The 25,426-nt window shown below is 72.5% G+C and carries 21 protein-coding genes and 1 pseudogene; 9 read left to right on the top strand and 13 right to left on the bottom strand.

Going from position 1 to position 25,426, the window contains the following annotated elements:
• Positions 1–37 precede the first annotated feature (37 nt).
• Complete coding sequence (locus IE252_RS14225; protein ID WP_373298550.1) at positions 38–1,132, bottom strand: DUF5925 domain-containing protein; 1,095 nt, start codon at positions 1,130–1,132, stop codon at positions 38–40.
• Between the two features lie 151 nt (positions 1,133–1,283).
• Here IE252_RS14225 and IE252_RS14220 point away from each other — a divergent pair, with 151 nt between their 5' ends.
• Positions 1,284–2,639, top strand: a complete 1,356-nt coding sequence (locus IE252_RS14220; RefSeq protein WP_190089724.1) for a GH39 family glycosyl hydrolase — start codon at positions 1,284–1,286, stop codon at positions 2,637–2,639.
• 62 nt (positions 2,640–2,701) lie between these two features.
• Here IE252_RS14220 and IE252_RS14215 read toward each other — a convergent pair.
• The 5 genes and pseudogenes from IE252_RS14215 to IE252_RS14195 all read right to left on the bottom strand — a co-directional run.
• Positions 2,702–3,910 (bottom strand): annotated as a pseudogene (locus tag IE252_RS14215) (lipopolysaccharide biosynthesis protein); the annotation flags it as partial.
• Positions 3,911–4,022: 112 nt separating this feature from the next.
• Complete coding sequence (locus IE252_RS14210) at positions 4,023–4,790, bottom strand: polysaccharide deacetylase family protein (protein WP_190089827.1); 768 nt, start codon at positions 4,788–4,790, stop codon at positions 4,023–4,025.
• Positions 4,791–4,810: 20 nt separating this feature from the next.
• Positions 4,811–5,863: a glycosyltransferase family 2 protein gene (locus tag IE252_RS14205; protein WP_190089723.1), complete on the bottom strand. Its 1,053-nt coding sequence runs from the start codon at positions 5,861–5,863 to the stop codon at positions 4,811–4,813.
• Positions 5,860–6,663 carry a glycosyltransferase family 2 protein gene (locus IE252_RS14200; RefSeq protein WP_190089722.1) on the bottom strand — a complete coding sequence of 268 codons (804 nt, stop codon included), beginning with the start codon at positions 6,661–6,663 and terminating at the stop codon, positions 5,860–5,862. The genes IE252_RS14205 and IE252_RS14200 overlap by 4 nt, the downstream gene beginning before the upstream one ends.
• Before the next feature lie 438 nt (positions 6,664–7,101).
• The gene (locus tag IE252_RS14195) at positions 7,102–7,416 is read right to left on the bottom strand and encodes a hypothetical protein (RefSeq protein WP_190089721.1); all 315 of its coding nucleotides are present in this window, start codon (positions 7,414–7,416) and stop codon (positions 7,102–7,104) included.
• Positions 7,417–7,765: 349 nt separating this feature from the next.
• Here IE252_RS14195 and IE252_RS14190 point away from each other — a divergent pair, with 349 nt between their 5' ends.
• The gene (locus IE252_RS14190; RefSeq protein ID WP_190089720.1) at positions 7,766–8,581 is read left to right on the top strand and encodes an SGNH/GDSL hydrolase family protein; all 816 of its coding nucleotides are present in this window, start codon (positions 7,766–7,768) and stop codon (positions 8,579–8,581) included.
• A gap of 12 nt (positions 8,582–8,593) precedes the next feature.
• On the opposite strand, the gene IE252_RS14185 is transcribed toward IE252_RS14190, so the two are convergent.
• Positions 8,594–10,246, bottom strand: a complete 1,653-nt coding sequence (locus IE252_RS14185; RefSeq protein WP_190089719.1) for a serine/threonine-protein kinase — start codon at positions 10,244–10,246, stop codon at positions 8,594–8,596.
• 257 nt (positions 10,247–10,503) lie between these two features.
• Here IE252_RS14185 and IE252_RS14180 point away from each other — a divergent pair, with 257 nt between their 5' ends.
• Positions 10,504–10,767, top strand: coding sequence for a hypothetical protein (locus IE252_RS14180; protein ID WP_101387582.1), 264 nt, complete (start codon positions 10,504–10,506; stop codon positions 10,765–10,767).
• A 30-nt stretch (positions 10,768–10,797) separates the two neighbouring features.
• Here the strand turns inward: IE252_RS14180 and IE252_RS14175 are convergent, their stop codons facing one another.
• The 4 genes from IE252_RS14175 to hmgA form a co-directional block, all read right to left on the bottom strand.
• Positions 10,798–11,994: a CaiB/BaiF CoA transferase family protein gene (locus IE252_RS14175; protein WP_190089718.1), complete on the bottom strand. Its 1,197-nt coding sequence runs from the start codon at positions 11,992–11,994 to the stop codon at positions 10,798–10,800.
• Positions 11,995–12,062: 68 nt separating this feature from the next.
• Positions 12,063–13,217: a type ISP restriction/modification enzyme gene (locus IE252_RS14170; protein ID WP_190089826.1), complete on the bottom strand. Its 1,155-nt coding sequence runs from the start codon at positions 13,215–13,217 to the stop codon at positions 12,063–12,065.
• 270 nt (positions 13,218–13,487) lie between these two features.
• Positions 13,488–14,270 carry a GntR family transcriptional regulator gene (locus tag IE252_RS14165; RefSeq protein ID WP_229848335.1) on the bottom strand — a complete coding sequence of 261 codons (783 nt, stop codon included), beginning with the start codon at positions 14,268–14,270 and terminating at the stop codon, positions 13,488–13,490.
• Positions 14,271–14,374: 104 nt separating this feature from the next.
• On the bottom strand, positions 14,375–15,700 hold the full coding sequence (gene hmgA, locus IE252_RS14160; protein WP_190089717.1) for a homogentisate 1,2-dioxygenase: 1,326 nt from the start codon (positions 15,698–15,700) through the stop codon (positions 14,375–14,377).
• 105 nt (positions 15,701–15,805) lie between these two features.
• On the opposite strand from hmgA, the gene IE252_RS14155 reads away from it, so the two are divergent.
• Both IE252_RS14155 and IE252_RS14150 read left to right on the top strand, forming a co-directional pair.
• Positions 15,806–16,411, top strand: a complete 606-nt coding sequence (locus IE252_RS14155) for a TetR/AcrR family transcriptional regulator (RefSeq protein WP_229848333.1) — start codon at positions 15,806–15,808, stop codon at positions 16,409–16,411.
• A 112-nt stretch (positions 16,412–16,523) separates the two neighbouring features.
• A complete protein-coding gene (locus IE252_RS14150; RefSeq protein ID WP_190089715.1) occupies positions 16,524–18,743 on the top strand; it encodes a molybdopterin oxidoreductase family protein in 2,220 nt (739 codons plus the stop codon).
• A 79-nt stretch (positions 18,744–18,822) separates the two neighbouring features.
• On the opposite strand, the gene IE252_RS14145 is transcribed toward IE252_RS14150, so the two are convergent.
• Positions 18,823–20,016 carry an RNA-guided endonuclease InsQ/TnpB family protein gene (locus IE252_RS14145; protein ID WP_229848331.1) on the bottom strand — a complete coding sequence of 398 codons (1,194 nt, stop codon included), beginning with the start codon at positions 20,014–20,016 and terminating at the stop codon, positions 18,823–18,825.
• Positions 20,017–20,353: 337 nt separating this feature from the next.
• Here IE252_RS14145 and IE252_RS14140 point away from each other — a divergent pair, with 337 nt between their 5' ends.
• From IE252_RS14140 to IE252_RS14125, 4 genes are all read left to right on the top strand, one after another.
• Entirely contained in the window at positions 20,354–20,995 is a 642-nt protein-coding gene (locus IE252_RS14140) for a hypothetical protein (protein ID WP_190089713.1), read from the top strand.
• Complete coding sequence (locus IE252_RS14135; protein ID WP_190089712.1) at positions 20,982–21,758, top strand: class F sortase; 777 nt, start codon at positions 20,982–20,984, stop codon at positions 21,756–21,758. The genes IE252_RS14140 and IE252_RS14135 overlap by 14 nt, the downstream gene beginning before the upstream one ends.
• A 159-nt stretch (positions 21,759–21,917) precedes the next feature.
• Positions 21,918–23,312: an aldehyde dehydrogenase family protein gene (locus tag IE252_RS14130; RefSeq protein WP_190089711.1), complete on the top strand. Its 1,395-nt coding sequence runs from the start codon at positions 21,918–21,920 to the stop codon at positions 23,310–23,312.
• A 38-nt stretch (positions 23,313–23,350) separates the two neighbouring features.
• Positions 23,351–24,433, top strand: a complete 1,083-nt coding sequence (locus IE252_RS14125) for a Zn-dependent alcohol dehydrogenase (RefSeq protein ID WP_190089824.1) — start codon at positions 23,351–23,353, stop codon at positions 24,431–24,433.
• On the opposite strand, the gene IE252_RS14120 is transcribed toward IE252_RS14125, so the two are convergent.
• Positions 24,430–25,395 carry a DMT family transporter gene (locus IE252_RS14120; RefSeq protein ID WP_190089710.1) on the bottom strand — a complete coding sequence of 322 codons (966 nt, stop codon included), beginning with the start codon at positions 25,393–25,395 and terminating at the stop codon, positions 24,430–24,432. The two genes, IE252_RS14125 and IE252_RS14120, sit on opposite strands and share 4 nt — an antisense overlap.
• Between the last annotated feature and the right edge of the window lie 31 nt (positions 25,396–25,426).

Below are 25,426 nucleotides of genomic sequence, written 5' to 3'. Positions count from 1 at the left end.
TGTCAGGTGACAACTGTCAGCGGACGCTGGCCCTCGCTCACAAATACAACCCCGCATCCGCGCTCTCCCGAGGATCCGGGACGCTCGGCGGTGTCGTGCCGCGGCGCAGGGCGAACAGCTCGGCCAGGGTCGCTCCCTCGCGGCCCACGCCCTCCTCCGTGCCCAGCCACGTCACCGCCTCGCGGCGGGTCATCGGGCCCACTTCGATACGGGCCAGACAGCGGCCGGGGCGGACGACCGCGGGGTGCAGGCGCTCCAGGTCCTCGTTGGTGGTGACGCCGACCAGGACGTTGCGCCCCTGGCCCAGCAGGCCGTCCGTGAGGTTCAGCAGGCGCGACAGGGCCTGCCCCGCCGTGTGCTTGGCCTCCCCACGGATCAGCTCGTCGCAGTCCTCCAGCAACAGCAGCCGCCAGCGGCCCTTCGCCGAGCCGTCGTCCTCGCCGATCGCGATGTCCATCAGATAGCCGACGTCGTTGAAGAGCCGCTCCGGGTCCAGGACGCAGTCCACCTGGCACCAGTCGCGCCAGGACCGGGCGAGCGTGCGCAGCGCCGACGTCTTGCCGGTGCCGGGCGGGCCGTGGAGCAGCAGGAGGCGGCCCGCGATGTCGTCGGGGGTCACCTTCATCAGGCGGTCCATCGCCTCGGCCACCGGCGCCGTGTAGTTGGGGCGGACCTCGTCCCACGTGCCGGCCGCGATCTGGCGGGTGGTGCGGTGCGGGCCGCGGCGCGGCGAGACGTACCAGAAGCCCATCGTGACGTTCTCCGGCACCGGCTCCGGCTCGTCCTCCGCGCCCTCGGTGGCCTGCTTGAGCACGCGCTCGGCGAGGTCCTCGCTGGTCGCGGTCACCGTGACGTCCGCGCCCCGGTTCCAGCGGGAGACCAGCAGCGTCCAGCCGTCGCCCTCGGCGAGCGTGGCGCTGCGGTCGTCGTCGCGGGCCGCGCGCAGCACGGTCGCGCCCGGCGGCAGCAGGCTGGCGCCCTTCTTGACCCGGTCGATGGAGGAGCTGTGCGAGAACGGCTGCTCGCCCGTGGCGAACCGGCCGAGGAACAGCGCGTCGACGACATCGGACGGGGAGTCGCTGTCGTCCACGTTCAGCCGGATCGGCAGCGTGGCTTCAGGGTTCGCGGACATGGCTTCCATGATCCGGCAACACGCCCCGCCGCGCACGGTGTTTTGTCCCGTTGGGCCGGGGCGGGAACCGGAGGCGGGGGGCGGGACGTTCCATGAGTGTTCGGTTGAAAAACGTCCGAAAGGCCAACCTCCGTCGATAGGCTGAATCGTGATGCGTCGTCATGTATGGGCTCCGGCCGCACTGCTCGGCCTGATCGCGGCCGTGCTCGCGCTGGTCCTCGCCATGACCGGCTCCACGGGCGGCTCATCGGAGGACAAGTCCTCCGGCGGCCCCACCGGCCCGGCCCGGGACGACCCCGCGCTCGGCTGGGGCTTCACCCACACCCAGTTCAGCGCGGACAGCGGCACCCCCGACGCCGTCGCGCGCGCCCGCAAGCTGCTGGCCGGGCAGTCCGTGCCGCAGGACCAGGCGATCATGGGCTGGGGCGCGGGCAACCCGGAGCCGTCACCGGGGGTGTACGACTTCGCGGACCTCGACCGGCGCATCGCCTTCATCCGCTCCACGGGATCCACCCCCGTGATCACGCTCTGCTGCGCGCCCGACTGGATGAAGGGCGGCAAGCCGGGCGCGGACCACACGGACTGGAGCCTCAAGTCCTTCGAGTCCGCGCCGCTCCCGACGCACTACCAGGACTTCGCGGACCTCTCCGCGACCGTCGCCAGGCGCTACCCGGACGTGCGCCACTTCGTGGTGTGGAACGAGTTCAAGGGCTTCTTCGACGACACCAGCCAGCGCTGGAACTACGAGGGGTACACCCAGCTGTACAACCTGGTCCACGACGAGCTGAAGAAGGTCAACAAGGACAACCGGGTCGGCGGCCCCTATCTGGTCATGGACAGCTACGCCCCGGCGGACACCCAGTTCGCCTCCGAGCTCAAGGGCCCCTGGGGCTCGGTCGACCGACGGGTGCTGGACGCCTTCACCTACTGGAACAAGCACAAGAAGGGCGCCGACTTCGTGGCCGTCGACGGCGCCGGGTTCACCCGCGACAACCAGGCACTGCCCGACCCGTTCACCGCGCTCGACAAGTTCACCGACGTCGGCCGCTGGCTGCGCGAGCACACGGACGGACTGCCGCTGTGGTGGACGGAGTACTACGTGGAGCCGGAGGGCTCCGGCTGGAGCGAGCAGCGCCGCGTCGCCGCCCAGGCCGCCGCGATGATCGCCATCGCGCGGGGCGGGGCGACCACCGCGTTCTACTGGAGCCCGCAGCAGACCTCCGGGCCGTGCCCCGGCTGCCTGTGGAAGCCGACCCAACTGGCCGACGGGGGAGCGGCGTTGCCGATGTACGGGCTGGTCTCCCGGTTCGCGAAGGAGTTCCCGCCGGACACGCGGTACGAGACGGTCGAGAGCACCGCCGACGACATACCCGGCAGTGGCATCCGGGTGCTGGCGAGCGCCAAGTCCGTCCTCGTCGTCAACACCCTGGACCGCGCGGTCCAGGCCCGCGTCGACGGCCGGGCGGTCCCGCTGGCCGCCTACGAGGTGCGCTGGCTCGACCGCTGATCGGGGGCGTCCGGAGCAGGCCCCGCCCCGGCTGCCCCCGCCCCGGCCCCCGTGTCCGCGCCCGCTCCCGACCCCGCCCGCAGCACCCCGTACAGCTTCGCCGCCGCGATCACCGCGATCACGGCGAGGCTGGACACCTCGGCGAGGCCCACGCCCGTCAGCCCCATCGACGGGAGCAGGGCCAGGGTCGAGCCGAGCACCAGGACGCACAGCGCGCCCTGGAGGAAGGCGAGCGGTGCGGTGCGGCTCCGCGCGCGCAGCACCGCGAAGTACAGCTCGATCACGACCCGAAGGAGGGCCCCGGTCACCAGCAGGCGCAGCAGGGGCGTCGCGTGGTCCGCGTACCCCTGGCCGAAGACCCGTAGGACCAGCGGTGCGAAGGCGAAGAGCGCGGCGCAGATCGGCACCACGATCTTGGCCATCCGGACCAGCGCGGCGCGCGCGTTGCGTCCGAGGCGGTCGGGGTCGTGGGCGCCCTCGACGGTCAGCGAGGCGCCCATGTTGATGGCGAGGAGTTCCACCGTGCCGCCGATGGTGGCGGTGATGTAGAAGTACGCGTTGTCGGACGAGCTCACCTGGGAGGCGACGATCACCGGCACCAGATAGACGACGGCGAGGGCGAAGAGCGAGCCCGTGCAGTCGCCCGCGAGGAAGCGGCCGAGCTCGCGGTAGCCGGGCGGTCGCGCGGTCGCGGCGGTCAGTGCCACATGGCGAGGCACGAGCCGTCGGAAGACCAGCCAGCCCAGCGGCAGTACGGAGACCGCGATCGCCGCCACCCAGGAGACGAAGACGCCCGTGGTGGGCAGCGCCGTGGCGATCGCCACCAGGAGCAGGAGCTTCACCGTGGAGAAGGCGGTGTTGCCGACCGGCACCCAGAAAGCGCTGCGCAGCCCGGTCAGCACCCCGTCCTGGAGGGTGAGGACCGCCCAGGCGACGACGGCGGCGATGAAGCCGAGGCCGTGCAGCGGACCGTGCAGAAAACGGTAGGAGGGACCCCAGACGTTCAGGGTGAGGAGGAAGACCACGGCGGCCGCGGCGACGACGGCGGCGCTGCCCGCGTAGGTGCGGAACACCAGCTTGCCGGTGGCCGCGCCCGACACCGGGATGAACCGGGCCAGGGCGCCGGTCAGGGTGAGCGCGGTGATCCCGGCGAGGAACTTCATCGCCGCGATGGCCGCCGACCCCTGGCCGACCGCGTCCTCCGTGTAGTACCGCGCGGCCACCAGCCAGAAGCCGAGGCCCAGGACCGCGCTGATCCCGGTGTTGACCATCAGGGCATAGGCGTTCCGGAAGAGCGGGGTGCCGTCACGTTTCTCCCGGGAGCACGCCCCGGGCCGCCCGGCGGTGGTCGCCTCAGTCACCGTCGCCGCCCACCTTCGCCGCTCACCCTCCGGCCAGTGTGCGCCCGGCCCACCGTCCCCGGCGGACCATCGCGTACCCCTTGGTGAGGACGCGGTCGCGGGCGAAGGCGCGGCCGATGGCGCGCCCTTCGACCAGCCGCTCGAACTCCTCGATGCCGGTGCCGCGCCGCACGGTGACCCGCTCCAGGGCGTACGGACCCTGGCGGCGCGCGGCGAGGGCGTTGCCGACCGCCAGCGCCTGGGCGAACCCGGCGGCGCGGACGGTCCGGCGCACCCGGCGGCTGGAGTAGCCGTAGGGGTAGGCGAAGGAGACGGGCCGGGCGCCCAGCTCCTCGGTGACGATCTCCTTGCAGCGCAGGGTCTCGAACCACAGCCGGTCGTCGCCGAGCTGGTCGAGCTGCGGGTGGGTGTGGCTGTGGCCGCCGATCTCCGTGCCGGCGGCGGCCAGTTCGCGCACCTGGTCCCAGTCGAGCATGGTGTCGGGGGCGCCGCCCTCCTCGTACGCGCCGCGCAGCCAGCCGGTCGAGACGAAGAGGGTGGCGGCGAAGCCGTGTTTGGCGAGCACCGGCAGGGCGTGCCGGTGCACGCCCTCGTACCCGTCGTCGAAGGTGATCAGCACCGGGCGCCGTGGCAGCGCGCCCGCCGAACGCCACGCGTGCCCCAGCGCGGCCGTCGTCAGCGGGGTGAAGCCCCGGTCGGCCAGCACGTCCATCTGCTCGGCGAACGCGCCCGGGGAGACGGAGAGCCCGTAGGCCGCCTCGGCCGGGCGGTGACCCACCGCGTGGTACATCAGGATCGGCACGGGCGCACTCACGCGGCCTCCTTGTCAGTCCCGGACCCGTTGCCGAGCCCGCTCCCGCGCTCGCCCCCGGCCGCAATCGGCGCCACCTCGAACACCGCCCCACCCCGCCGAGCCCTCCAGGAGCCCAGCGCGTACCCGGCCGCGGCCACCGCGACGCCCGTCACGATCGCGCCTGCGCGCCCCACCCCGCCCGCCCGTCCGAGCGCCGCGTCGCGCAGCCCCCGTACGACACCGGCCGGAAGCACCCTCGTCGTATAGCGGCGCTCCGACTCAAGGCCCTTGTCGGCTCCCACGCTTCGGGCGACCAGCGCCTTGGAGAGGCCCTCGGCGTACGTCCGCGTGCGGAAGTAGCCGAATTGCTCGCGGGTGGGCGGGACGCGGTGGTGGATGATCGCGCGGTCGTCGATCAGGAGCACCGCGTCGGGCAGGGCCCGCGAGAGCCGGATGCACAGCTCCGTCTCCTCGCAGCCCAGCGGCCGCTTGTCGCCGTCGCGGCCGATGCCGGTGGCGAAGCCCCCGGCCGCGTCGAACGCCGTGCGCCGGAAGGAGGCGTTGCCGCCCAGGACGTTGCGGACCCGCACCCGGCCGGGCGGCAGGCCCCGGTACGTACAGCCCACCACCCAGTCGAACTCCTCGGGGAACCACGCCGGGCGGCGTCCGGAGGCCCAGGCGGGCTCGGTGCGCCCGCCGACCGCCATCACCCGGGGGTCGGCGTACCCCGCGTGGAAGTGCCGCAGCCAGTCGCGCTCGGCCACGGCGTCGTCGTCCAGGAAGGCCACGAACGCGCCCCGCGCCGCCGCGATCCCGGTGTTGCGGCCGGCCGAGAGGCCGCGGGGGCCCGCGTTGGCGAGCACCCGCACCTCCCCGTCCGCCGCGCACTGCTCGTACTCCCCGCGCAGCCGTTCGAGCAGCGCCGGGTTGTGGTCCACGACCAGCAGGGTCTCCAGGGCCGGCCGCGACTGGTGGCGCACCGAGGCGACCGCCGCGAGGATGTCCTCCCAGCGCTCCTCGGTGTACACGCAGATCACCACGGAGAAGTCGCGGGTCTCACCCTCGGTCAAGACACTTCTCCCCGCCCGGCGTTGAGGCCGACGGCCTGCGGCCGACGGTGGCTGCGCGGCACGGACTTCTCTCTGAGGATCACCTTGAGCACCCGGATGCCGTCGCGCACGGCGCTGAGGTTGGAGACGCCGTGGATCCGGTTGTACTCGTGGCTCGGGACTTCCTGGACCCGCAGTCCGGCCTTGACGATCCGGATGTTGATCAGGGTCTCTATCTCGAAGCCGCTGCAGTCGAGGACGATCTTGTCGAGGCAGTGCTTCCAGAAGGCGTTGTAGCCGTAGCAGAGGTCGGTGTAGCGGGCGCCGAACTTGCGGTTGACGATGCCGCACAGGACCCGGTTGCCGAGCTTGCGGACGGGCGTCATGTCGTCCGTGCCGCCGCCGTTGGCGAAGCGGGAGCCCTTGGCGAAGTCGGCGCCGCCGACCAGGGCGGACACATAGCTGACGATCTCCTCGCCGTCGGCCGAGCCGTCCGCGTCGACCATGACGATGATGTCGCCGGTGCAGGCGGCGAAGCCGCTGATGAGGGCGTCTCCCTTGCCCTGGCCGACCTGCTTGACGACCTTGACGTCGGGCCACAGTTCACGGGCGACCCGCACGGTGTCGTCGGTGGAATTCCCGTCGACCAGGACGACTTCGTGGATCCAGTCCGGAAGGGTCTTGAAGACGTACGGAAGGTTTTCCGCTTCGTTCATGGCGGGGATCACGACGCTCACCGGCGGCGCGATCGCGAGATTCGGCGATACCGCGCGGTAGTGCGCGGAAAAAGCCGGTATTCGGGCGGCGGAGTCGTCGGCCATCGCGATCAGTGCGGGGCCGTCCGCTTCTCGGCCCGGCGATGGGGCCGATGGATCTTGTTCCCGGCTCGCCGGGCGCACAAAAGAGCTCACGAGTCTCTGTCCCTCTCGTCCGGTGGACCGCCCGCCCCCGGGCGGTCCGGATGATGGTCCGGTTACGAAAGGGGGGTCCTCACCCCGGTCATGACGGGCTGGCATTCCGTCATGAAGGTCTCGCATTCCGTGCTGTGTGGGTGAGCTGGCTTTGCTGGCCGCGCGGCCCGTGACCGGTCGACGACGCACGAAGACCGAGCACGGTACCCCCCTAGCGCGCCCCGCCCCGGCATCCATCGGCGGCGCTCGAGCCCTCCCCTAGAGCCGCCGTGCGTGATGGACCGATGCGGGTGGATGTAAGACGGTATTGATGATTGGGACTGTATGGCAAGACCTTGGAACGGGGTCTCACGTTTTTGGGTTTTTGACCTTTCTCGACCGGTCGCTTGTGGAGTTATTTACTCCTGTTCCCGACAGGAAAAGAAGAAAGCTGATCACGGTGATTGCCATGATCTCGCCACGTACTGACCGGACATGAGCACGTGCCAGGATTTCGGCGATCACCAGATCGATGAGTACCGCCCCTGACAACGACGCCACCGCGCGAGTGAGCGGTTCCCTTCGGCGCAAGGCGAAAAACAGCGCTTCGGCGGGAGCGGCGATCAAGAAGAACAGCGCCAATGGCGCGCGCAGCGGTGAATCCAGCGGAATGTACGCGAGCACGGCGCCGGCTCCGGACACGGCGAGTACGGCGCCGGCCGCGACCGCCGTCAGGTCCGCGCGAGCCGATGACCTGTCATGTCGCGGACCCCGTGGGGCCGATGGCGTCCGGGCCACTCTGAATCCTCCGCGTGGTGAGCGGGGCTTCAATGTGGCGCACCCCAGGAGGGCCGTCAAGGCAAGGGGCGTGCAGGTGAACTTCCGTACGCCGAAGGTCAATTGACGGGAACTCAGGGTCAAGGGTTCCCCCGTTGGAGCGGATTTCTGAAAGTTCTTGGCATGTCCACTTCCGGTGATCCCTACTCGCTGGTACCACATCTGTGGCGGATATCCCGCACTAGGAGGCCCCCACATGAAGCTCTCCCGTATGACGGCCTATGTGTCGTCGATCTTCCTGACCGCAGCCTTCGCCCTCACCGGGGCGGGCGTGGCCAGTGCCGCGACCCACGCCCAGGCCGCGGGCACCGACTACGTGGCGCTCGGCGACTCCTACTCCTCGGGAGTGGGAACCGGTACGTACGACAGCTCCAGCGGCTCCTGCAAGCGCTCGCCCAAGGCCTACCCGTCCCTCTGGGCGGCGTCCCACGCCCCCGCCTCGTTCGCCTTCACCGCCTGTTCGGGTGCGACCACCGACGATGTGAAGGCCAGTCAGCTCGCCCCGCTCAACTCCTCCACCGACCTCGTCTCCATCACCATCGGCGGCAATGACGCGGGCTTCTCCGACGTCATGACCACCTGTGTCCTGTACTCCCAGTCCACCTGCATCAACCGCATCAACCAGGCGCGCACCTACGCCGACACCGTCCTGCCCGGAAAGCTCGACTCCGTCTACGACGCCATCAGAGCCAAGGCCCCCAACGCCCATGTCGTCGTGATCGGCTACCCGCACTTCTACAAGATCGGCGGCAGCTGCTTCGGCGGGCTGAGCGACACCTCGCGCGCGGCGATCAACGGCGCGGCGGACGAGCTGAACACGGTCACCGCCAAGCGCGCGGCCGACCACGGCTACACCTTCGCCTCGGTCGTCCCGCCCTTCACCAACCACGAGATCTGCTCCAGCAACTCCTGGCTGAACAGCCTCGTCTGGACCAACATCGGCGAGTCCTACCACCCGACCGCAGCCGGACAGTCCGGCGCCTACCTGCCCACCTTCACCAACGCCGCCTGACCTGATCCCGCTTCACCCGGCGGGCGAACCAGAGCCGCCGCCCGCCGGCTCCGCACCAGGGGAGGAGGCCCCGCCCGTCGGGGTCTCCTCCTTGCACGTCACGGAATAGGACACCGAGTTGGAGTTCGCCGCGACCGGCGAGCGCACCTCCAGCTGCACCGCGTTGCGGACGGTCTTCCCCGCCTCGTACCCCGTCTCGCTGTGCCGCACCTCCTTGCTCCGGGGATCGCCGGACCCGAAGCTCAGCGTCTTCCAGCCCGGGTCGGACGACTCCCCGGTGGCCGTCACCCAGCGGTACTGCACGTCCACCGGCGTACGGCCCACCGTGAAGGTGGCGACCACGGCCGGAGCCGAGCCGTCCGGCGGCGGACACGCTCCCTCGTAACTTCCGCGAACGGTCTGGAGCGAGACCTTTACGGACTGCGCGGGCGGCGCGGAGCTGCTCGGGCTGGAACTGGGGGTGCCGGTGGGGCTCGTGGTGGCGGTCGTGGGGCTGTGACTTTTGGTGGCGGTGTTGCTGCTGCGCGGCGTGGAATGCGAGACCGGGCCCGGTGCGGAGGGTGTGCCCGCGCTGTCGTCTCCTCCACCGCCTCCGTTGTGTGTGAGAGCCCATACGAGCCCGCCGAGCGCGAGCAGCAGGACCAGGGCCCCGATCACGAGGACCACGCCCGCCTTGCTCTGACGGCCCGTCGACGGATCCGAGGCCCCCCGGCCGTACGCTCCCGGTGTCACCGGGGAGGTCGGCAGCGGCGGCGTCGGGCCGAGGCCCGGCGCGGGCGAGGTGACCGTCGGTCCGTACGCCCCGGGGTACGGCGGCGGGATGTCCCGCACCTCGCCACCCGCGCCCACCACCCGCAGTTGGTGCTCGGCCTCCTCCGTCGACAGCCGCTCGGCCGGGTCCTTGCGCAGCAGCCCCGCGATCACCGGGGCGAGCGCGCCCGCCCGGCGCGGCGGCGGCAGCTCCTCGTCGACCACGGCCCGCAGGGTGGAGAGCGGGGTCGCCTGGCGGAACGGGGTGCTGCCCTCGACCGCCGCGTACAGCAGCACACCGAGCGACCACAGGTCCGAAGCGGGCCCCGGTGTGCGCCCCAACGCCTGTTCGGGGGAGAGGAATTCGGGCGATCCGATCACCTCGCCCGTCATGGTGAGCGTGGACGTGCCCGCGACCATGGCGATCCCGAAGTCGGTGAGGACCACCCGGCCGTCGTTGGCGAGCAGGACGTTGGCGGGCTTCACGTCGCGGTGCAGCACCCCGGCCTCGTGCGCGGCGCGCAGGGCCGCGACGATCTCGGCGCCGATGTGCCCGGCGCGCTGCGGCGACAGCGGCCCGTCCGCCTCCAGGACCTCGGCGAGCGAGAGCCCGCGCACCAGTTCCATCACGATCCAGGGGCGGCCGTCCTGCGTCGCCACGTCGTAGACCGTCACCACATTGCGGTGCGAGATCCGGGCCGCGGCCCACGCCTCGCGCTCCAGGCGCGCGTACAGCCTTTGTTCGTCGGTGGAGTCGAGCCCGGCCGGCGCCCGCACCTCCTTGACCGCGACCTCGCGCCCCAGCACCTCGTCGCGCGCCCGCCACACCTCGCCCATGCCGCCGCGGCCGAGCGGGGACAGCAGTCGGTAGCGGCCCCCGATCACGCGCTCTTCGTTGCCCGGCACTTCGCTCACTGGCGTGCCTCCTAGGAGAGGGCGCGACCACAACGGCGGATCCTCTCCACGTTAGCTCAGGTCAGCGCGGTAGTGGCCCCCTCTGACACGTTGTCCAACTCGCCCTGGAATCAGGCATATTCGGAGAGTAATCGGTGCCTCGTGTCAACCCCTCCCCGGGAGAGGTGAATCCCACCACCGGGATACACGAGTGTGATGCGAGGGCGATAGGGTTACCCTGCCCGGGGCCGGGTGCCCTCGTATGGGTGGGGAGTGACATGGAACAGATAACAGTGCGCAGCAGGGCGCGAGTGCCTGCCATCACCTGCGGGAGCAGTGCGACCAGCTCGCGGCTCGACCGCCATCTCTCGGTGCTGGGCGGTCCCGCCGTCCCGCTGCGGGAGTCGGCCGAGGCGACCTTGCTGATGCGTGAGCTGACCTCGCGTGACGCCGCGCACAGCCACAGGAGCAAGAGCGCCCGCGTCTCGCTCTTCGCCCCGCTGCGGCGCCTTCGCCGCTCGCTCTTCGGCAGCCGCGGCTGACGCAGAGAACTTCGACTTCCTGACCCACGCTCAGGCGATCACGCCGTCCCGGCGCAGCGCTGCTGTCAGCTCCTCTGTCATCCCCAGGGCTCGCAGCAGCGCTTCGGTGTGCTCGCCCAGCGCCGGCACCGCACCCATCCTCGGCTCGGCGCCGCCCGGCAGGACGACGGGCGGCAGCAGCGCGCGCAGCGGCCCCACCGGCGAGTCCACCTTCCGCCAGCGGTCGCGCGCGGCGAGCTGCGGATGGGCCGCGACCTGAGCGACCGTGTTGAGCCGCGCGCACGCGATGCCCGCGGCTTCAAGCCGGGCGATCGCCTCGTCGGCGGTCATCCCGGCCAGCGCCTCACCGACGGCCTTGTCCGTCTCCGCCCGGTGCGCGGTCCGCGCGGTGTTGGTCGCGTACGCCGGGTCTTCGGCCAACTCCGTTCGTTCCAGCACCTGTTCGGTCAGCCTCCGCCACTCGCGGTCGTTCTGTACGGAGAGCAGCACCTGGCCGTCCGCCGTCGCGTAGGCGTTGTACGGGGCGATGACGGCGTGCGCGACCCCGGTGCGCGCCGGTTCCGTTCCCCCGTGCATCACATGGTGCAGGGGATGCCCCAGCCACTCCGCCAGCGCGTCCAGCATCGACACCTCCACCGGACCGCCCCGGCCGGTCGTGCCCCGGCGCAGCAGGGCCGCGAGGACGCCCGAGTACGCGTACATCGCGGCGGCGATGTCGGCGGCCGGGATCCCCGCCTTCACGGGCTGCTCCGGCGTCCCGGTCACGGACACCAGACCGGCCTCGCACTGGACGAGCATGTCGTACGCCCGCTTGTGCGCGTACGGGCCGTCGGCGCCGTACCCCGATATGTCGACCGCGACCAGGCGGGGGTGTTCGGCGCAGAGCGTGGCCGCGTCCAGGCCCATCCTCGCGGCGGCCCCGTGCGCCAGGTTCTGCACGAACACGTCGGCCCCGGCGATCAGCCGCCGCAGCACGTCGAGCCCGCGCGGGTCCTTGAGATCGAGGGCGACCGACTCCTTGCCCCGGTTGCACCAGACGAAGTGCGAGGCGAGGCCGCGGGCGGCGGTGTCGTAGTGACGGGCGAAGTCACCGCCGTCGGGCCGCTCGACCTTGATCACCCGGGCGCCGAGGTCGGCGAGCTGGCGGGTGGCGAACGGGGCGGAGACGGCCTGTTCCACGGCGACGACCGTGATCCCGTCGAGGGGGAGGGGCTGCGGAGTGCTCATGGAGCCGTGCTTATCGTGTACGGACCACTTTTGTCACGGGTCACCTTGCCGATCAGTCGACTTCCGGTTCAGAGGAGGGCCAGCTGGCCGTCCGGGCCCTCTTCGTGATGGTCGAGTACGGAGGCGGGGCGGCGGGCCGCCGACGGTACGGGTAGGACGCGCGCCTCGACGAGCCGGTCCCGGGCGAGGCGGGGCCCGTCGGCCAGCTCCCGCTGGCGGGGCCGCAGTTCGTCGAGCAGGGCCAGCACGGTGATGAGCTCAAGGAGCTCGGAGGTCCACTCCTGCGGCCAGGAGGCGGGCCGCAGGGCATCCAGGGTCCCCGGCTCACCGGTCCCGGTCCGCGCCTCGAACCACAGCTCCAGTACGCGTACCCCGCTCACCCCGAACTCCCAGGCGCCCGGCGGGACGGGGGAGATCCGGCCGTCGCCGAGGTACAGGCTCTCGTCCTCCGGGTCGTACCGCAGGGTGTCCGGCCGGGCCGGGATCGCGGCCCGCACGTACGGCCGTCGGCCGCCGGGCAGCCGGGGCTTGTCGCCGCCGCGCGCCCCGCGCACGGTCAGCTCGACGATCCGGTGCCCGAGCTCGACGCCGCGCTCCCAGAGCAGGGGGTCAGGGGTGAGCGGCAGCACGCATCCGGAGGGCGAGGGCTGGGCGGCGGCCACGGTCCAGGCGAGCAGGTCCTCGGGGGTGACGTCGTGCCCGTACGTCTTGCCCAGGAAGGGGAGCAGGCCGGGCGTGACGTTGGGTTCGGCGGCGCCCGGGCGGCGGTAGAGGGGCCGGATGCGGCCCGGGCGGCCGGCGGGGGAGCGGCCGTCGGGGAGCAGGGCGGAGACGGTGAGGGCGGGCCCGGTCGTCTTCGGCACGTACCCCTGCTCGACGAGGAACACCTGCCGCTCGTCGGCGACGCGCCACAGCTCCGGGCGGGCGGCGTCCAGGAGGCGGTGATCGGGTATCAGCCAGTGCTGGTCGAAGGGGCCGTGGGTGAAGCGGCGGGGGGTGGGGCAGGGGCCGGACTCCAGGGCGAGGGGGGTGGTGCCGGCGGGGGTGGTGGGGAGGGCGGGGACGCGGGTGTGGATCGTGCGGGTGCGGGTGGGGTGGAAGAGGTGTTCGCGGGTTTCCCTGTCCGCCTGGACGAGTCTGTCCCAGCGGGTGCGGAGTGTGCGGGCGTCCGGGGCGGTGACCCAGGGGCGGCCGGGGCGGAGTTGGGCCACGGACCAGGGCATCAGGTCGTCGAGCGGCTGCAGGTCGTCACTCACGGGGGCCAATGCTAGGCGCCCGGCGCGAGGTTTTGGCCCCCACCCCGCCCGTTCCCTTAAGCCCTGGGCGGGCGGCCGGGTGCCTCGTCTGCGGACCGTGGTGGGCTGGGCGCGCAGTTCCCCGCGCCCCTAAGAGCGCCCCTTCGGGGCGCCCAGGGGATTGCCGCGTAGCGGCATTTTTAGGGGCGCGGGGAACTGCGCGCCCAGCCCACCACGGTCTGTAGACGAACGGCTAGGTCAGCGGGCCTCCACCGTTACCGAGAACGAGAAGCGGTCCCCCCGGTAGCGGATCCGGGCCACGTCCACCACCCGTCCCGCCACGTCGTACGTCACCCCCGTGTAGTGCAGGATCGGCGACAGCAGTGGCACCTCCAGGAGTTCCGCCGTCTCCGGGTCCGCCAACCGCGCCTCCACCGTGTCCGTGATCCGGAGGATCCGTACCCCTACCGCGTCCCGCAGCACCTTCGTCATGGGCCAGCGTTCGAGGTCGGACACGTCGATCCCGGCCGCCAGCTCCGGACGTACCGCGTTCTCCGCCCAGTTGGTGGGCTCCCCGCTCTCCTTGTCGCGCCGCAGGCGTCGGTAGGTGACGATCGACTCGCAGTCGGGGAAGTACTCCGCGAGCTCCCCCGGCACCGGCTCCGGCCCGTGCCCGAGGACCGTCGTCGGCTCGCCCGACTGCTGCGCCACGATCGCGTCGATCGAGCCGAGCAGCCGCACCGGCGCCCCGCGCCGCGCGGCCGGTTCGATGAACGTGCCGCGCCGCCGGTGCCGGGTGATCAGCCCCTCCTCCTCCAGCTCCTTCAGCGCCTGCCGCATGGTCAGCACGCTCACGCCGTAGTGCGCGGCCAGCCGCTCCTCGGTCGGCAGCCGCAGCGACGCGTCCGGGGTGCGGCCCAGTATCGACGCCCGCAGGGACTGCGAGACCTGGTACCAGAGCGGCAGCTTGCGGTTCAGGACCAGCGAGTCCGGGGCGAAGGCGGAGGCCGGGGGAGTGGGGGCGGGGGTCGAGGAGGTCACGGAGATTCCGTATCAGGCTCTGGGACGAAGCGGAAGGTACTGATCAGGATCCGGGAGGCCGGGGGCGGGCGCAGCCCGGCCCCCGGCAGGCGGATTCCGGGTCCCTACCTCTCCGCCCGGAAGTGCCGCTCCAACCCCCGCCACACCTCGTCGTACCCCCGCTGCAGATGATCCGCCGACGCCGCCTGCTCCGTCGCCGTCACCGGCCAGCGCGTTTCGAACATGAACGCGAGGCCGTCGTCGATCTTCTGGGGCTTCAGCTCCGCCGCGCTCGCCTTGTCGAAGGTCTCCCGGTCGGGGCCGTGGGCCGACATCATGTTGTGCAACGAGCCGCCGCCGGGCACGAAGCCCTCCGCCTTCGCGTCGTACGCGCCCTCGATGAGGCCCATGTACTCGCTCATCACGTTCCGGTGGAAGTACGGCGGGCGGAACGTGTCCTCGCCCACCAGCCAGCGCGGGGCGAAGACGACGAAGTCGACGCCCGCGAGGCCGGGGGTGTCCGACGGGGACGTGAGGACCGTGAAGATCGACGGGTCCGGGTGGTCGTACGAGATCGTGCCGATGACGTTGAAGCGGCGCAGGTCGTACACGTACGGGACGTGGTTGCCGTGCCACGCGACCACGTCGAGCGGGGAGTGGTCGTACTGGGCCGTCCACAGGTTGCCGCAGAACTTGTTCAGCACCTCCACCGGGCCCTCGGCCTCCTCGTACGCCGCGACCGGCGCCAGGAAGTCGCGGGCGTTGGCGAGGCCGTTGGCGCCGATCGGGCCGAGGTCGGGGAGCTGGAACGGCTGGCCGTAGTTCTCGCACACGTAACCCCGGGCCGTCTCGTCGAGCAGCTCGACCCGGAAGCGCACGCCGCGCGGGATCAGCGCGACCTCGCCGGGACGGGCCGCGAGCAGGCCGAACTCGGTGCGCAGCAGCAGCCCGCCGTGCTCGGGGACGATCAGCAGCTCGCCGTCCGCGTCGCTGAAGACCCGGTCCATGGAGGCGTTGGCGTGGTAGAGGTGCACCGCCATGCCGGTGCGCTGGGTGGCGTCGCCGTTGCCGCCCAGCGTCCACAGGCCCGCCAGCCAGTCCGTGCCCGGGGCGGGCTCGGGCAGCGGGTTCCAGCGCAGCCGGTTGGGGTCGGGCACGGTCTCGGTGAAGGGCGCGCTGCGCAGCCGGCCGTTGTCGGTGCGGACGAAGGCGGGGTGCGCGGCCGACGGCGTGATCCGGTACAGCCAGGAGCGGCGGTTGTGCGCCCTCGGCTCGGTGAACGCGGAACCGCTCAGCTGCTCCGCGTAGAGCCCCAGGGGGGCGCGCTGCGGCGAGTTCCGGCCATGCGGCAGGGCGCCGGGAACCGCCTCCGAGCTGTGCTCGTTGCCGAACCCCGGGGAGTACGTCAACGCCTCCGCCGTCTTCCTGGCCTGCTCGCTGCTGGTCGTCATCTGCCGCTCCCGCTGCCGAAGAATCCTGCAATCCTATGGGTCACCGTAGGATTCGGATTCGACCGCGTCAACGGCAAAACCGGCCGAGCGCGGCATGATGGGGCCGTGCCCCATGCGAACCTCCGCCGCGCACCGGTGCAGCAGCGCAGCGCCGAGCGCCTCAGCCGGATCCTGGACGCCTGCGCCGAGCTCCTGGACGAGACCGGTTACGAAGAGCTCTCGACCCGGGCCGTCGCCCAGCGGGCCGGGGTGCCCATCGGCTCGGTCTACCGGTTCTTCAGCAACAAGCGGGCGCTCGCGGAGGCGCTCGCCGCCCGCAACCTCGACCGGTTCGCGGAGATCGTCGGCGCCCGGCTCGCCACCATCGAGGCCGAGGACTGGCGCGGGGCGATCGACGCGGTGCTGGACGAGTACCTGGTCCTGAAGAAGACCGTGCCCGGGTTCAACCTGGTGGACTTCGGCGGCCCGCAGCCGGTCGTCGACCCCGCCGCCGACGCCAACCACCTCCTGGCCGACCGGCTCGCCGAGCTGCTCCCGGCCCAGTTCGGCCGCGCCCCCGACGCCGAGCTGCGCCTGACCATCCTGGTCGCGGTGGAGGCGGCGGACGCGCTGCTGCGGCTCGCCTTCCGCACCGACCCGGACGGGGACCCGGGCATCGTCTCCGAGACCCGCGAACTGCTGCACGCGTATCTGGCCAGGACCCTGGGCTGAGCCCGCGCGGGCGGTCGCCGTAACGGTCCTTCGCAACCCTCGCCACCATGCCTACCGGTCGGTATGCTCAAACCGCCCGCGCGTCACCACCGCCGCCCCGGGGAGGACCCCCATGTCCGCACTGCGCATCTGCCCCCTCTGCGAAGCCACTTGCGGGCTGACCCTGACCATTGAGGGGACCCGGGTCACCGGCGCCCGGGGCGACCGGGACGACGTGTTCAGCCAGGGGTTCATCTGCCCCAAGGGCGCCTCCTTCGGCGAGGTCGACGGCGACCCCGACCGGCTCACCGCACCCCTGGTCCGCCGTGACGGCAAGCTGGAGCCGGCGACCTGGGACGAGGCGTTCGACCTGGTCGCGGCGCGGCTGCGGCCGGTGGTCGAGACGTACGGCGCCGACGCCGTCGGGGTCGTGCTCGGCAACCCCAACGTCCACACCATGGCCGGGGCGCTCTACCCGCCCGTCCTGCTCGGAGGGCTGCACACCCGCAGCCTCTTCACCGCCAGCACCCTCGACCAGATGCCCAAGCACGTCTCCAGCGGGCTGCTCTTCGGCGACCCGTTCGCCATCCCGGTGCCGGACCTCGACCGAACCGACCACCTGCTGCTGCTCGGCGCCAACCCGCTGGAGTCCAACGGGAGCCTGTGCACCGCGCCCGACTTCCCCGGCAAGCTCAAGGCGCTGCGCCGGCGCGGCGGCACCCTCACCGTCGTCGACCCGCGCCGCACCCGTACCGCCAAACTCGCCGACCGGCACCTGGCCATAAGGCCCGGCACCGACGCCCTGCTGCTCGCCGCCCTCGCCCACGTCCTCTTCGAGGAGCAGCTGACCTCTCTCGGGGAGCTCGCGGACGCGGTCGAGGGGCTGGCCGAAGTCCGCGAGGCCGTACGGGAGTTCACCCCCGAGGCGGCCGGGGCGGCCTGCGACCTCGACCCGGACGGGATCCGCATCCTCGCCCGGGAGCTCGCGGCCGCGCCCACCGCCGCCGTCTACGGCCGCATCGGCAGCTGCACGGTGGAGCACGGCACCCTCGCCAGCTGGCTCGTCGACGTCCTCAACATCCTCACCGGCAACCTGGACCGGCCCGGCGGCGCGCTCTTCCCGCTCTCCGCCACCGACCGCGCCCCGCGTCCGGCCGGGCCCGGCAAGGGGTTCGAGATCGGCCGCTGGCGCAGCAGGGTCGGCGGCCACCCGGAGGCCAAGTCGGAGCTCCCTGCGGCCGCGCTCGCCGAGGAGATCGAGACGCCCGGCGAGGGGCAGGTCCGGGCGCTGATCGTCTGCGCCGCCAACCCGGTGCTCTCCGCCCCCGACGGCGACCGGCTCGACCGCGCGCTGGCCGGGCTCGACTTCATGGTCAGTATCGACCCGTACCTCAACGAGACCTCGCGCCACGCCGACGTCGTGCTGCCCCCGCCGCCGCCCTCGCAGAGCGCCCACTTCGACTTCGCCTTCAACGCGCTCGCCGTGCGCAACCAGGTCCGCTACACCCGGCCCGCCGTGCCGCTCGCCGAGGGCAGGCTCGACGAGTGCGAGATCCACGCCCGGCTCGTCCTCGCGGCGATCGGCATGCACGGTGCCCCGGCGGACGCCGTGGACGCGATGGTCGTCGACCGTACGCTGGGCAAGGCCGTGGCCGACCCGCACTCGGCCGTATACGGACGCGATCCCAAGGAGCTCGCCGCATCGCTGACTGGCGAGAGTGGCCCCGAGCGGCGGCTCGATCTGATGCTGCGGCTCGGCCCCTACGGCGACGGCTTCGGCGCCGCCCCCGACGGCCTCACCCTGGAGCGGGTCCTCGCCCACCCGCACGGCATCGACCTCGGCCCCCTCGAACCCCGCCTCCCGCAGGTGCTGCGGACCCGCAGCGGGCGGATCGAGCTGCTGCCCGCGCCGATCGCCGACGATCTGCCCCGGCTGCGCGCGGCCCTCGGCGCCCGCCCGGACGGGCTCGTCCTGGTCGGCCGGCGCCATCTGCGCTCCAACAACAGCTGGCTGCACAACATCCCGTCCCTGAACGGCGGTTCCAACCGCTGCACCCTCCACGTCCACCCCGAGGACGCGGCGCGGCTCGGGCTGCGCGACGGCGATCCCGTACGCGTCAAGGCGGACGGCGGCGAGGTGGCGGCGCCCGTGGAGATCACCGACTCGGTCCGTACGGGCGTGGTCAGCCTCCCGCACGGGTGGGGGCACCACCGCCCCGGGACCCGGCTCGGGGTCGCCGAAGGGCTGCCCGGCGTCAACGTCAACCAGCTGCTCGACGGCTCGCGCCTGGACCCGCTGTCGGGGACGGCGGTGCTCAACGGTTTCCCCGTCGAGCTGGTCGCGCTTCGTTGACCTGGGGTTTTGCTCGTATTGCTCACACGTCAACATCTTTTGAAACCTCCTCTCCCTGGGAAGGGAGGGGATTCCTGGCTCAGGCCGCCTTCTGGGGCGGTGCCCCAGAAGGTCTTGTGCCCTCGGCACCAGCCGGGTCGAGACCAGCCCGGACGAGCATCACGCGTGCGGAGTTCTTGTCCCTGGGGGACACGGCTCCGCAGGCCGTGCAGGTGTAGGTGCGTTCACTGAGCGGCAGGGCGTGCTTGGCTCTCGTTCCGCACTGCGCGCAGTCCATCGTGGTGTACGCGGGGTGTACGAGGCGGATGTCCCGCCCGTGCTTGCGGCCCATCTCGATCAGGGCCTGCTTGGTGGCGCCGATGGCGGCGTCAGCGGCCTTACGGGCCATGGTGGTCCTGGCGAGGAACTTCGGCTTGAAGTCCTCGACGGCGACAGCGTCGTGGTCGCGGACAACCTTCTTGGCCCACTTACGGCCGGTGTCCTGTCGCTGCCGGGCGGCCTTCTTGTACGCCACCGCCCGCAGTTGCCTCGCCTCGCGGTAGCCCTTCGAGGCCGGTCGACCCCTCTTCGGTCTGCGGCGGGCCATCATCCGGTCGTACCGGGTCAGCTTGGCCTGGGCTTTTCTGCCATGCCCGGCGTGCGGCAGGTCGTGGTCGTCGGAGGTGGTGGTGGCGGTTTCCTTCACGCCCCAGTCCACGCCGACCACACGCCCGGTCTCCGCCAGCGGCTGCGCCTGAGCCGGGACGACGAACGAGCAGTACCAGTGGCCGAGGCTGTCCCGGTATACGCGCACGCTCGGCGGTGCGGCGGGCAGTTCCCGCGACCACACCACCGTCAGGACGATGCCGCCCGCCAGGTGCAGCCTGCCGTGCTTCAGCCGGAAGCCGCACCGGGTGTAGTTGAGGCTCGCCGACGCCTCACGCTTCTTCTTGTGCCTGGGCATCCCGGCCCGGCGTGCCATCGGTAATCGCTCGCGGATGTCCTTGTGCGCCTTGGCGCGGGAGCGGCCGAAGTCGCGGATGATCTGCTGCTGGGGAACCGACGAGCCTTCACGCAACCACGGTGTACGAGCACGGGCCTCGGTCAGCATCTTGTCGAGCTGCGCCGGGCCGCACGTGGCCTGCTGTCCGGTGGCCTTGTTGTGCCGGTGTACGGCCTTGGACTTGGCGACGCACTCGTTCCACACCCACCGGCACCGGTCCCACTCCGTCGACAGGGCACTGCGGGCGGCGGGCGACACGCGCAGTCGGTAGGTGTACCGGGCATGACCCACGCCACCAGTCCCCGCTGCTCCCGCCACACCGATACCTCCGCTCCCGTCTCCTACCCCTGGCCTCAAGCGACCATACGAGCGAGATTCACACACCCGCACCCAACTTCTGCCGCAATCACCCCCACCAGCGAATATGGGCACACACGTTCCGTGTCGCCGTCGGGATCGCCCGAGTGGGGCCTCTCTGAGCCGGGACCGTGCGAACGGCGGCGCGCTGCGCCGGACGGGCGATATCGGGCGGCCCGTCCGGCGCTGCTCCGCCGTTTCGCCGTACGGGTGTGAAAGAGAGTCAGACGAAAGGTCGATTTATATGACAATCTGACTCAAAGGAAAGCGCATGCCTGCCTTCTCACCCCCGCGCCCCACCGTCCGCCGCCCGGCCGCCACCGCCCTCGCCCTGGGGCTAGCGGGAGCCGCCCTGGCCGGGGCGCCCGCCGCACACGCCGCCCCCGGCGACAACGGCGACGTGAAGATCCACAACCTGGGCACCCCGTTCACCGACCAGCGCAACGAGCCCAAGGTCTGCGGGTTCTACCTCGACGCGTTCAACTTCGACGTCGCGCAGGGCATCACCTGGTCCATCCAGACGCAGCCGCTCAGGGCGGGCGGCGCCACCCTCAGCGGTGCCATCACCCTCGCCACCGGCGTCGGCCGCACCCTGCCGCTCTCCCTCCCGGACGGGCAGTACAAGCTCACCTGGAACATCACCGGCGGCAAGGGCGCGGGCAAGCACAAGGTCTTCAAGGTCGACTGCCTCCCCATCGCCAACCCGCCCGGCGGGAGCACCGGCGGCTCGACCGGCGGCGGCAACGGCGGCCCCAACGGCGGCCCGAACGCGGGCGGCGGCGGTCTGGCCGGGACCGACGGGTTCACCGACGGCGTCTCGCCGGCCGCGGGCATCGCGGCCCTCGGCCTGGTCGGGGCCTCCGGGGTGCTCTTCGTCCGACGGCTGCGCCGCCGCCCCCATGGCGCCGCGTAGCGGTTCCCCCAGGCCCTTCCACCGCACCCGCGCCTACCGGCTGACGCGGACGGCGGCGCTGGCCGCGACCCTGGTCGTCGGCGGCGTCTGGTGGGCCCAGGACGACGGGTCGGTCGCACCGGTCGCCATGGGCGCCGCGGGGGCCGGGGGCGCGGCGACGCCCTCGGCCCCCGCGAGGGCTGACGGGGACGAGCAGGCCCCGGGGGCGCCCCAGGCCCCGGCCGTGCCGGGCGCCAAACCGCCCGCGCCGGCCGGGCGCGGCAGGTTCACCGGGCCCGGGGCGCCCGCCCGTCCGCCCCGGCCGCTGCCGCCGTCCAGGGCGACCGGCCTCGCCATCCCGTATCTGAGCCTGAAGGCGCCGGTCGTCGGTCTCGGGCTCGACCCGGGGCGCCACCTGGCCACCCCGCCGGTCGACGACCCCAAACTGGTCGGCTGGTACCAGGGCGGGCCCACCCCGGGCGAGGCCGGCACCGCCCTTGCCGTCGGCCACCGCGACACCCGCACCGGGGCCGCCGTCTTCGCCAACATCGCCATGCTGCGGCCCGGCAGGATCGTCGAGGCCCGGCGCGCCGACGGCCGCGTCGCCGTGTACACGGTGGACGCGGTGCGCAAGTACGACAAGGCGCACTTTCCCAACGAGGAGGTGTACGGCCCGCGGAACCGGCCGGAGCTGCGGCTGATCACCTGCGGCGGCAAGTTCGACCGCAAGAAGGGCTACGAGAGCAACGTCGTCGTCTTCGCCCACCTGACCGCCGTCCGGTGACCGCCGTCCGGGGCCCGGGCGGGACCGCATAGCCTCCTCCTGACGCCCGGGCACTGGCCGGGCGGCCCCTGGTGCCGGAAAACTACCGGCGCTAGTTTGGGTCCCCGGACCCGGGCCCGGGCCCTCAGGCCCAGGCCCCCCAGGCTCAGGAGGAGTGCGATGAACGCCCACGACGGGATGTACATAGACGGCCGGTGGACGCCCGCCTCGGGCGGCGACACCATCGCCGTGGTGAACCCGGCGGACGAGCAGGTCATCGCGCACGTCCCGGCGGGCACCGCCGAGGACGTCGACGCGGCGGTGCGCGCGGCCCGCGCGGCGCTGCCCGGCTGGGCCGCGACCCCGCCCGCCGGGCGCGCCGCCCTGATCGCCGCCCTGCGGGACCGGCTCGCCGCCCGCAAGGACGAGATCGCGGCGACCGTCACCGCCGAGCTCGGCGCGCCCGAGCAGTTCGCCCAGCAGGTGCACGTGGGCCTGCCGATCGCGGTCGCCGGTTCGTACGCCGAACTCGCCGCCGCGTACGGCTTCGAGGAGCGGATCGGCAACTCCACGGTCTTCCACGAGCCGGTCGGCGTGGTCGGCGCGATCACGCCGTGGAACTACCCGCTGCACCAGATCGTCGCCAAGGTGGCCCCCGCCCTCGCGGCGGGCTGCACGGTCGTGCTCAAGCCCGCCGAGGACACCCCGCTCACCGCACGGCTCTTCGCCGAGGCGGTGCACGAAGCCGGGCTGCCCGCCGGGGTGTTCAACCTGGTCACCGGCCTCGGCCCGGTCGCGGGCCAGGCGCTCGCCGCGCACGAGGGGGTCGACCTCGTCTCCTTCACCGGCTCGACGGCCGTCGGGCGGCAGATCGGCGCCACGGCGGGCGCGGCCGTCAAGCGTGTCGCCCTGGAGCTCGGCGGCAAGTCCGCCAACGTCATCCTGCCCTCCGCCGACCTCGCCAAGGCGGTCGCCGTCGGCATCGCCAACGTCATGAACAACTCCGGCCAGACGTGCAGCGCCTGGACCCGGATGCTGGTCCACGCCGACCGGTACGAGGAGGCGGTCGAGCTCGCCAGGGCCGCCGTCGCCAAGTACCCGGCGGGCGACCGGGTCGGCCCGCTGGTCAGCGCCAAGCAGCGGGAGCGGGTGCGCGGCTACATCGCCAAGGGCGTCGAGGAGGGCGCCCGGCTCGTCGCGGGCGGCGCCGAGGCCCCGCTGGAGCAGGGGTACTACGTGGCGCCGACCGTCTTCGCCGACGTCGAACCCGGTATGACCATCGCCCAGGAGGAGATCTTCGGCCCGGTCGTCTCGCTCATCCGGTACGAGGACGAGGACGACGCGCTGCGGATCGCCAACGGGACGGTGTACGGGCTCGCGGGCGCGGTCTGGGCCGGTGACGAGGCCGAGGCGGTCGCCTTCGCCCGGCGGATGGACACCGGGCAGGTCGACATCAACGGCGGCCGGTTCAACCCGCTGGCCCCGTTCGGCGGGTACAAGCAGTCGGGCGTCGGCCGCGAGCTCGGCCCGCACGGCCTGAGCGAGTACCTCCAGACCAAGTCCCTCCAGTTCTGACACCCCGTCGTTCCGCACCACTCATTCCCGGGAGCAGCATCGTGGTCCGCGCCGCAGTCCTACCCTCCGTCGGCTCCCCGCTGGAGGTCACCGAGATAGAACTCCCCGAGCCCGGCCCCGGCCAGGTGCGGGTCCGCCTCGCCGCCGCCGGGGTCTGCCACTCCGACCTGTCGCTCTCCAACGGCACGATGCGCGTGCCGGTCCCCGCCGTCCTCGGCCACGAGGGCGCGGGCACGGTCGTCTCCGTCGGCGAGGGGGTCACCTCGGTGGCGCCGGGCGACCGCGTGGTCCTCAACTGGGCGCCCTCGTGCGGAAGTTGCCACCCCTGCTCGCTCGGCGAGGTCTGGCTCTGCGTGAACGCGCTGACGGGCGCGGGCGCGGTGTACGCGCGCACCGCCGCCGGGACCGAGCTGCACCCCGGCCTCAACGTCGCCGCGTTCGCCGAGGAGACGGTGGTGGCGGAGAACTGCCTGCTGCCGCTGCCCGAGGGCATCCCGCTCACCGAGGCCGCCCTGCTCGGCTGCGCGGTCCTCACCGGCTACGGCGCCATCCACCACTCGGCGAAGGTGCGCGAGGGCGAGACGGTCGCGGTGTTCGGCGCCGGTGGCGTGGGCCTGGCCACCCTCCAGTCGGCCCGGATCGCGGGCGCCGCGCAGATCGTGGCGGTGGACGTCTCCCCGGCCAAGGAGGAGCTGGCGCGGCGGGCGGGCGCCACCGACTTCGTCCTCGCCTCGGAGACGACCGCCAAGGACATCCGCAAGCTGACCGGCGGCCACGGGGTGGACGTGGCCGTGGAGTGCGTCGGCCGCGCGGTGACCATCCGTACCGCCTGGGAGTCCACCCGGCGCGGCGGGCGCACCACGGTCGTCGGCATCGGCGGCAAGGACCAGCAGGTCTCCTTCAACGCCCTGGAGATCTTCCACTGGGGCCGTACGCTCTCGGGCTGCGTCTACGGCAACAGCGACCCGGCACGCGACCTGCCGGTCCTCGCCGAGCACGTCCGGGCCGGGCGCCTGGACCTGGGCGCGATGGTCTCGGAGCGGATCGGCCTGGACGGGATCCCGGCCGCGTTCGACAACATGCTGGCGGGCAAGGGCGGCCGGGCGCTGGTGGTGTTCTAGCCCGCGTCCGCCACGGCGGCCACGGCGGCGCTCCCGCTCTCCGGTTCGGTGTGTTCCGTACGGTCGACACCGCGCCGGGGACGGGAGCGCGACACCGCCACCCCCGCGAGGCAGAGCGCGCCGCCGACCAGGGTGAGCCACGCCGGGACCTCGTCGAGGAGCAGCCAGGACATCAGCACCACCAGCGCGGGCACCACATAGGTGGTCGCGCCCAGCTTGCCCGCCGTCGTACGGGCCAGGGCGTACGCCCAGGTCGTGAAGGCGAGCGCGGTCGGGAAGACCCCCAGATAGACCATGTTCAGCGTCGCCGGGAGCGGCGCGTCGGCGGCGTCCGACACCAGCTGCCCGCTGAACGGCAGACAGACCACGGCCCCCACCAGACAGCCGAAGAAGGTGACTTGGAGCGCGCTGCCGTGGGCGAGCGCGGGCTTCTGCGCCACCACACCGGCCGCGTACGTCACCGCCGCGAGCAGGCACAGCGCCACCCCGAGCACATTGGCGCCGCCGTCGCCGGACATCGACAGGCCGACGGCCACCGCGCCCGCGAACGAGACACCCATGCCCGCCACCAGCCGGGGCGGCAGCCGCTCCCCGAGGAACCGGGCGCCGAGCAGCGCGATCAGGATCGGCCCGATGTTGACGACCATCGCGGCCGTCCCCGCGTCGACCTGCTGCTCGCCCCAGTTGAGCACCACCATGTAGAGGCCGAACCACAGACAGCCGGATATGGCTATGCCGCGCCAGGCGGCCCGGGGCGGAAGCCCTTCGCGCCGGACGGCGAGGAGCACGCCGAGCACGGCGGTGCCCGCGAGCAGTCGGCCCAGGGCGAGCGCCCCGGGGGAGTAGGCGTCACCGGCGCTGCGGATCGACACGAAGGCCGAGGCCCACAGCACCACGGAGACCCCGGCGGCGGCGAGGGCGAGCCGCTCCGAGCGGCGCCCGGTGTGCGAGGAGTTCGTCATGCGTCGAACGGTACGGCCGGAACCGTTCGGC

This window comes from Streptomyces melanogenes, assembly GCF_014649795.1.
GTDB lineage: Bacteria > Actinomycetota > Actinomycetes > Streptomycetales > Streptomycetaceae > Streptomyces > Streptomyces noboritoensis.
The sequence above is the reverse complement of the archived record's forward strand: the minus strand, read 5'-3'. Positions and strand labels throughout refer to the sequence as shown.

What these genes read in the sequence shown, in the direction of transcription:
- hmgA (WP_190089717.1), bottom strand. Translation starts at nt 15,700, where the DNA reads ATGACGACCAGCAGCGAGCAGGCCAGGAAGACGGCGGAGGCGTTGACG.
- IE252_RS14190 (WP_190089720.1), top strand. Translation starts at nt 7,766, where the DNA reads ATGAAGCTCTCCCGTATGACGGCCTATGTGTCGTCGATCTTCCTGACC.
- IE252_RS14175 (WP_190089718.1), bottom strand. Translation starts at nt 11,994, where the DNA reads ATGAGCACTCCGCAGCCCCTCCCCCTCGACGGGATCACGGTCGTCGCC.
- IE252_RS14130 (WP_190089711.1), top strand. Translation starts at nt 21,918, where the DNA reads ATGAACGCCCACGACGGGATGTACATAGACGGCCGGTGGACGCCCGCC.
- IE252_RS14225 (WP_373298550.1), bottom strand. Translation starts at nt 1,132, where the DNA reads ATGTCCGCGAACCCTGAAGCCACGCTGCCGATCCGGCTGAACGTGGAC.
- IE252_RS14210 (WP_190089827.1), bottom strand. Translation starts at nt 4,790, where the DNA reads ATGTACCACGCGGTGGGTCACCGCCCGGCCGAGGCGGCCTACGGGCTC.
- IE252_RS14220 (WP_190089724.1), top strand. Translation starts at nt 1,284, where the DNA reads ATGCGTCGTCATGTATGGGCTCCGGCCGCACTGCTCGGCCTGATCGCG.
- IE252_RS14120 (WP_190089710.1), bottom strand. Translation starts at nt 25,395, where the DNA reads ATGACGAACTCCTCGCACACCGGGCGCCGCTCGGAGCGGCTCGCCCTC.
- IE252_RS14140 (WP_190089713.1), top strand. Translation starts at nt 20,354, where the DNA reads ATGCCTGCCTTCTCACCCCCGCGCCCCACCGTCCGCCGCCCGGCCGCC.
- IE252_RS14150 (WP_190089715.1), top strand. Translation starts at nt 16,524, where the DNA reads ATGTCCGCACTGCGCATCTGCCCCCTCTGCGAAGCCACTTGCGGGCTG.
- IE252_RS14135 (WP_190089712.1), top strand. Translation starts at nt 20,982, where the DNA reads ATGGCGCCGCGTAGCGGTTCCCCCAGGCCCTTCCACCGCACCCGCGCC.
- IE252_RS14200 (WP_190089722.1), bottom strand. Translation starts at nt 6,663, where the DNA reads ATGGCCGACGACTCCGCCGCCCGAATACCGGCTTTTTCCGCGCACTAC.
- IE252_RS14170 (WP_190089826.1), bottom strand. Translation starts at nt 13,217, where the DNA reads ATGCCCTGGTCCGTGGCCCAACTCCGCCCCGGCCGCCCCTGGGTCACC.
- IE252_RS14180 (WP_101387582.1), top strand. Translation starts at nt 10,504, where the DNA reads ATGGAACAGATAACAGTGCGCAGCAGGGCGCGAGTGCCTGCCATCACC.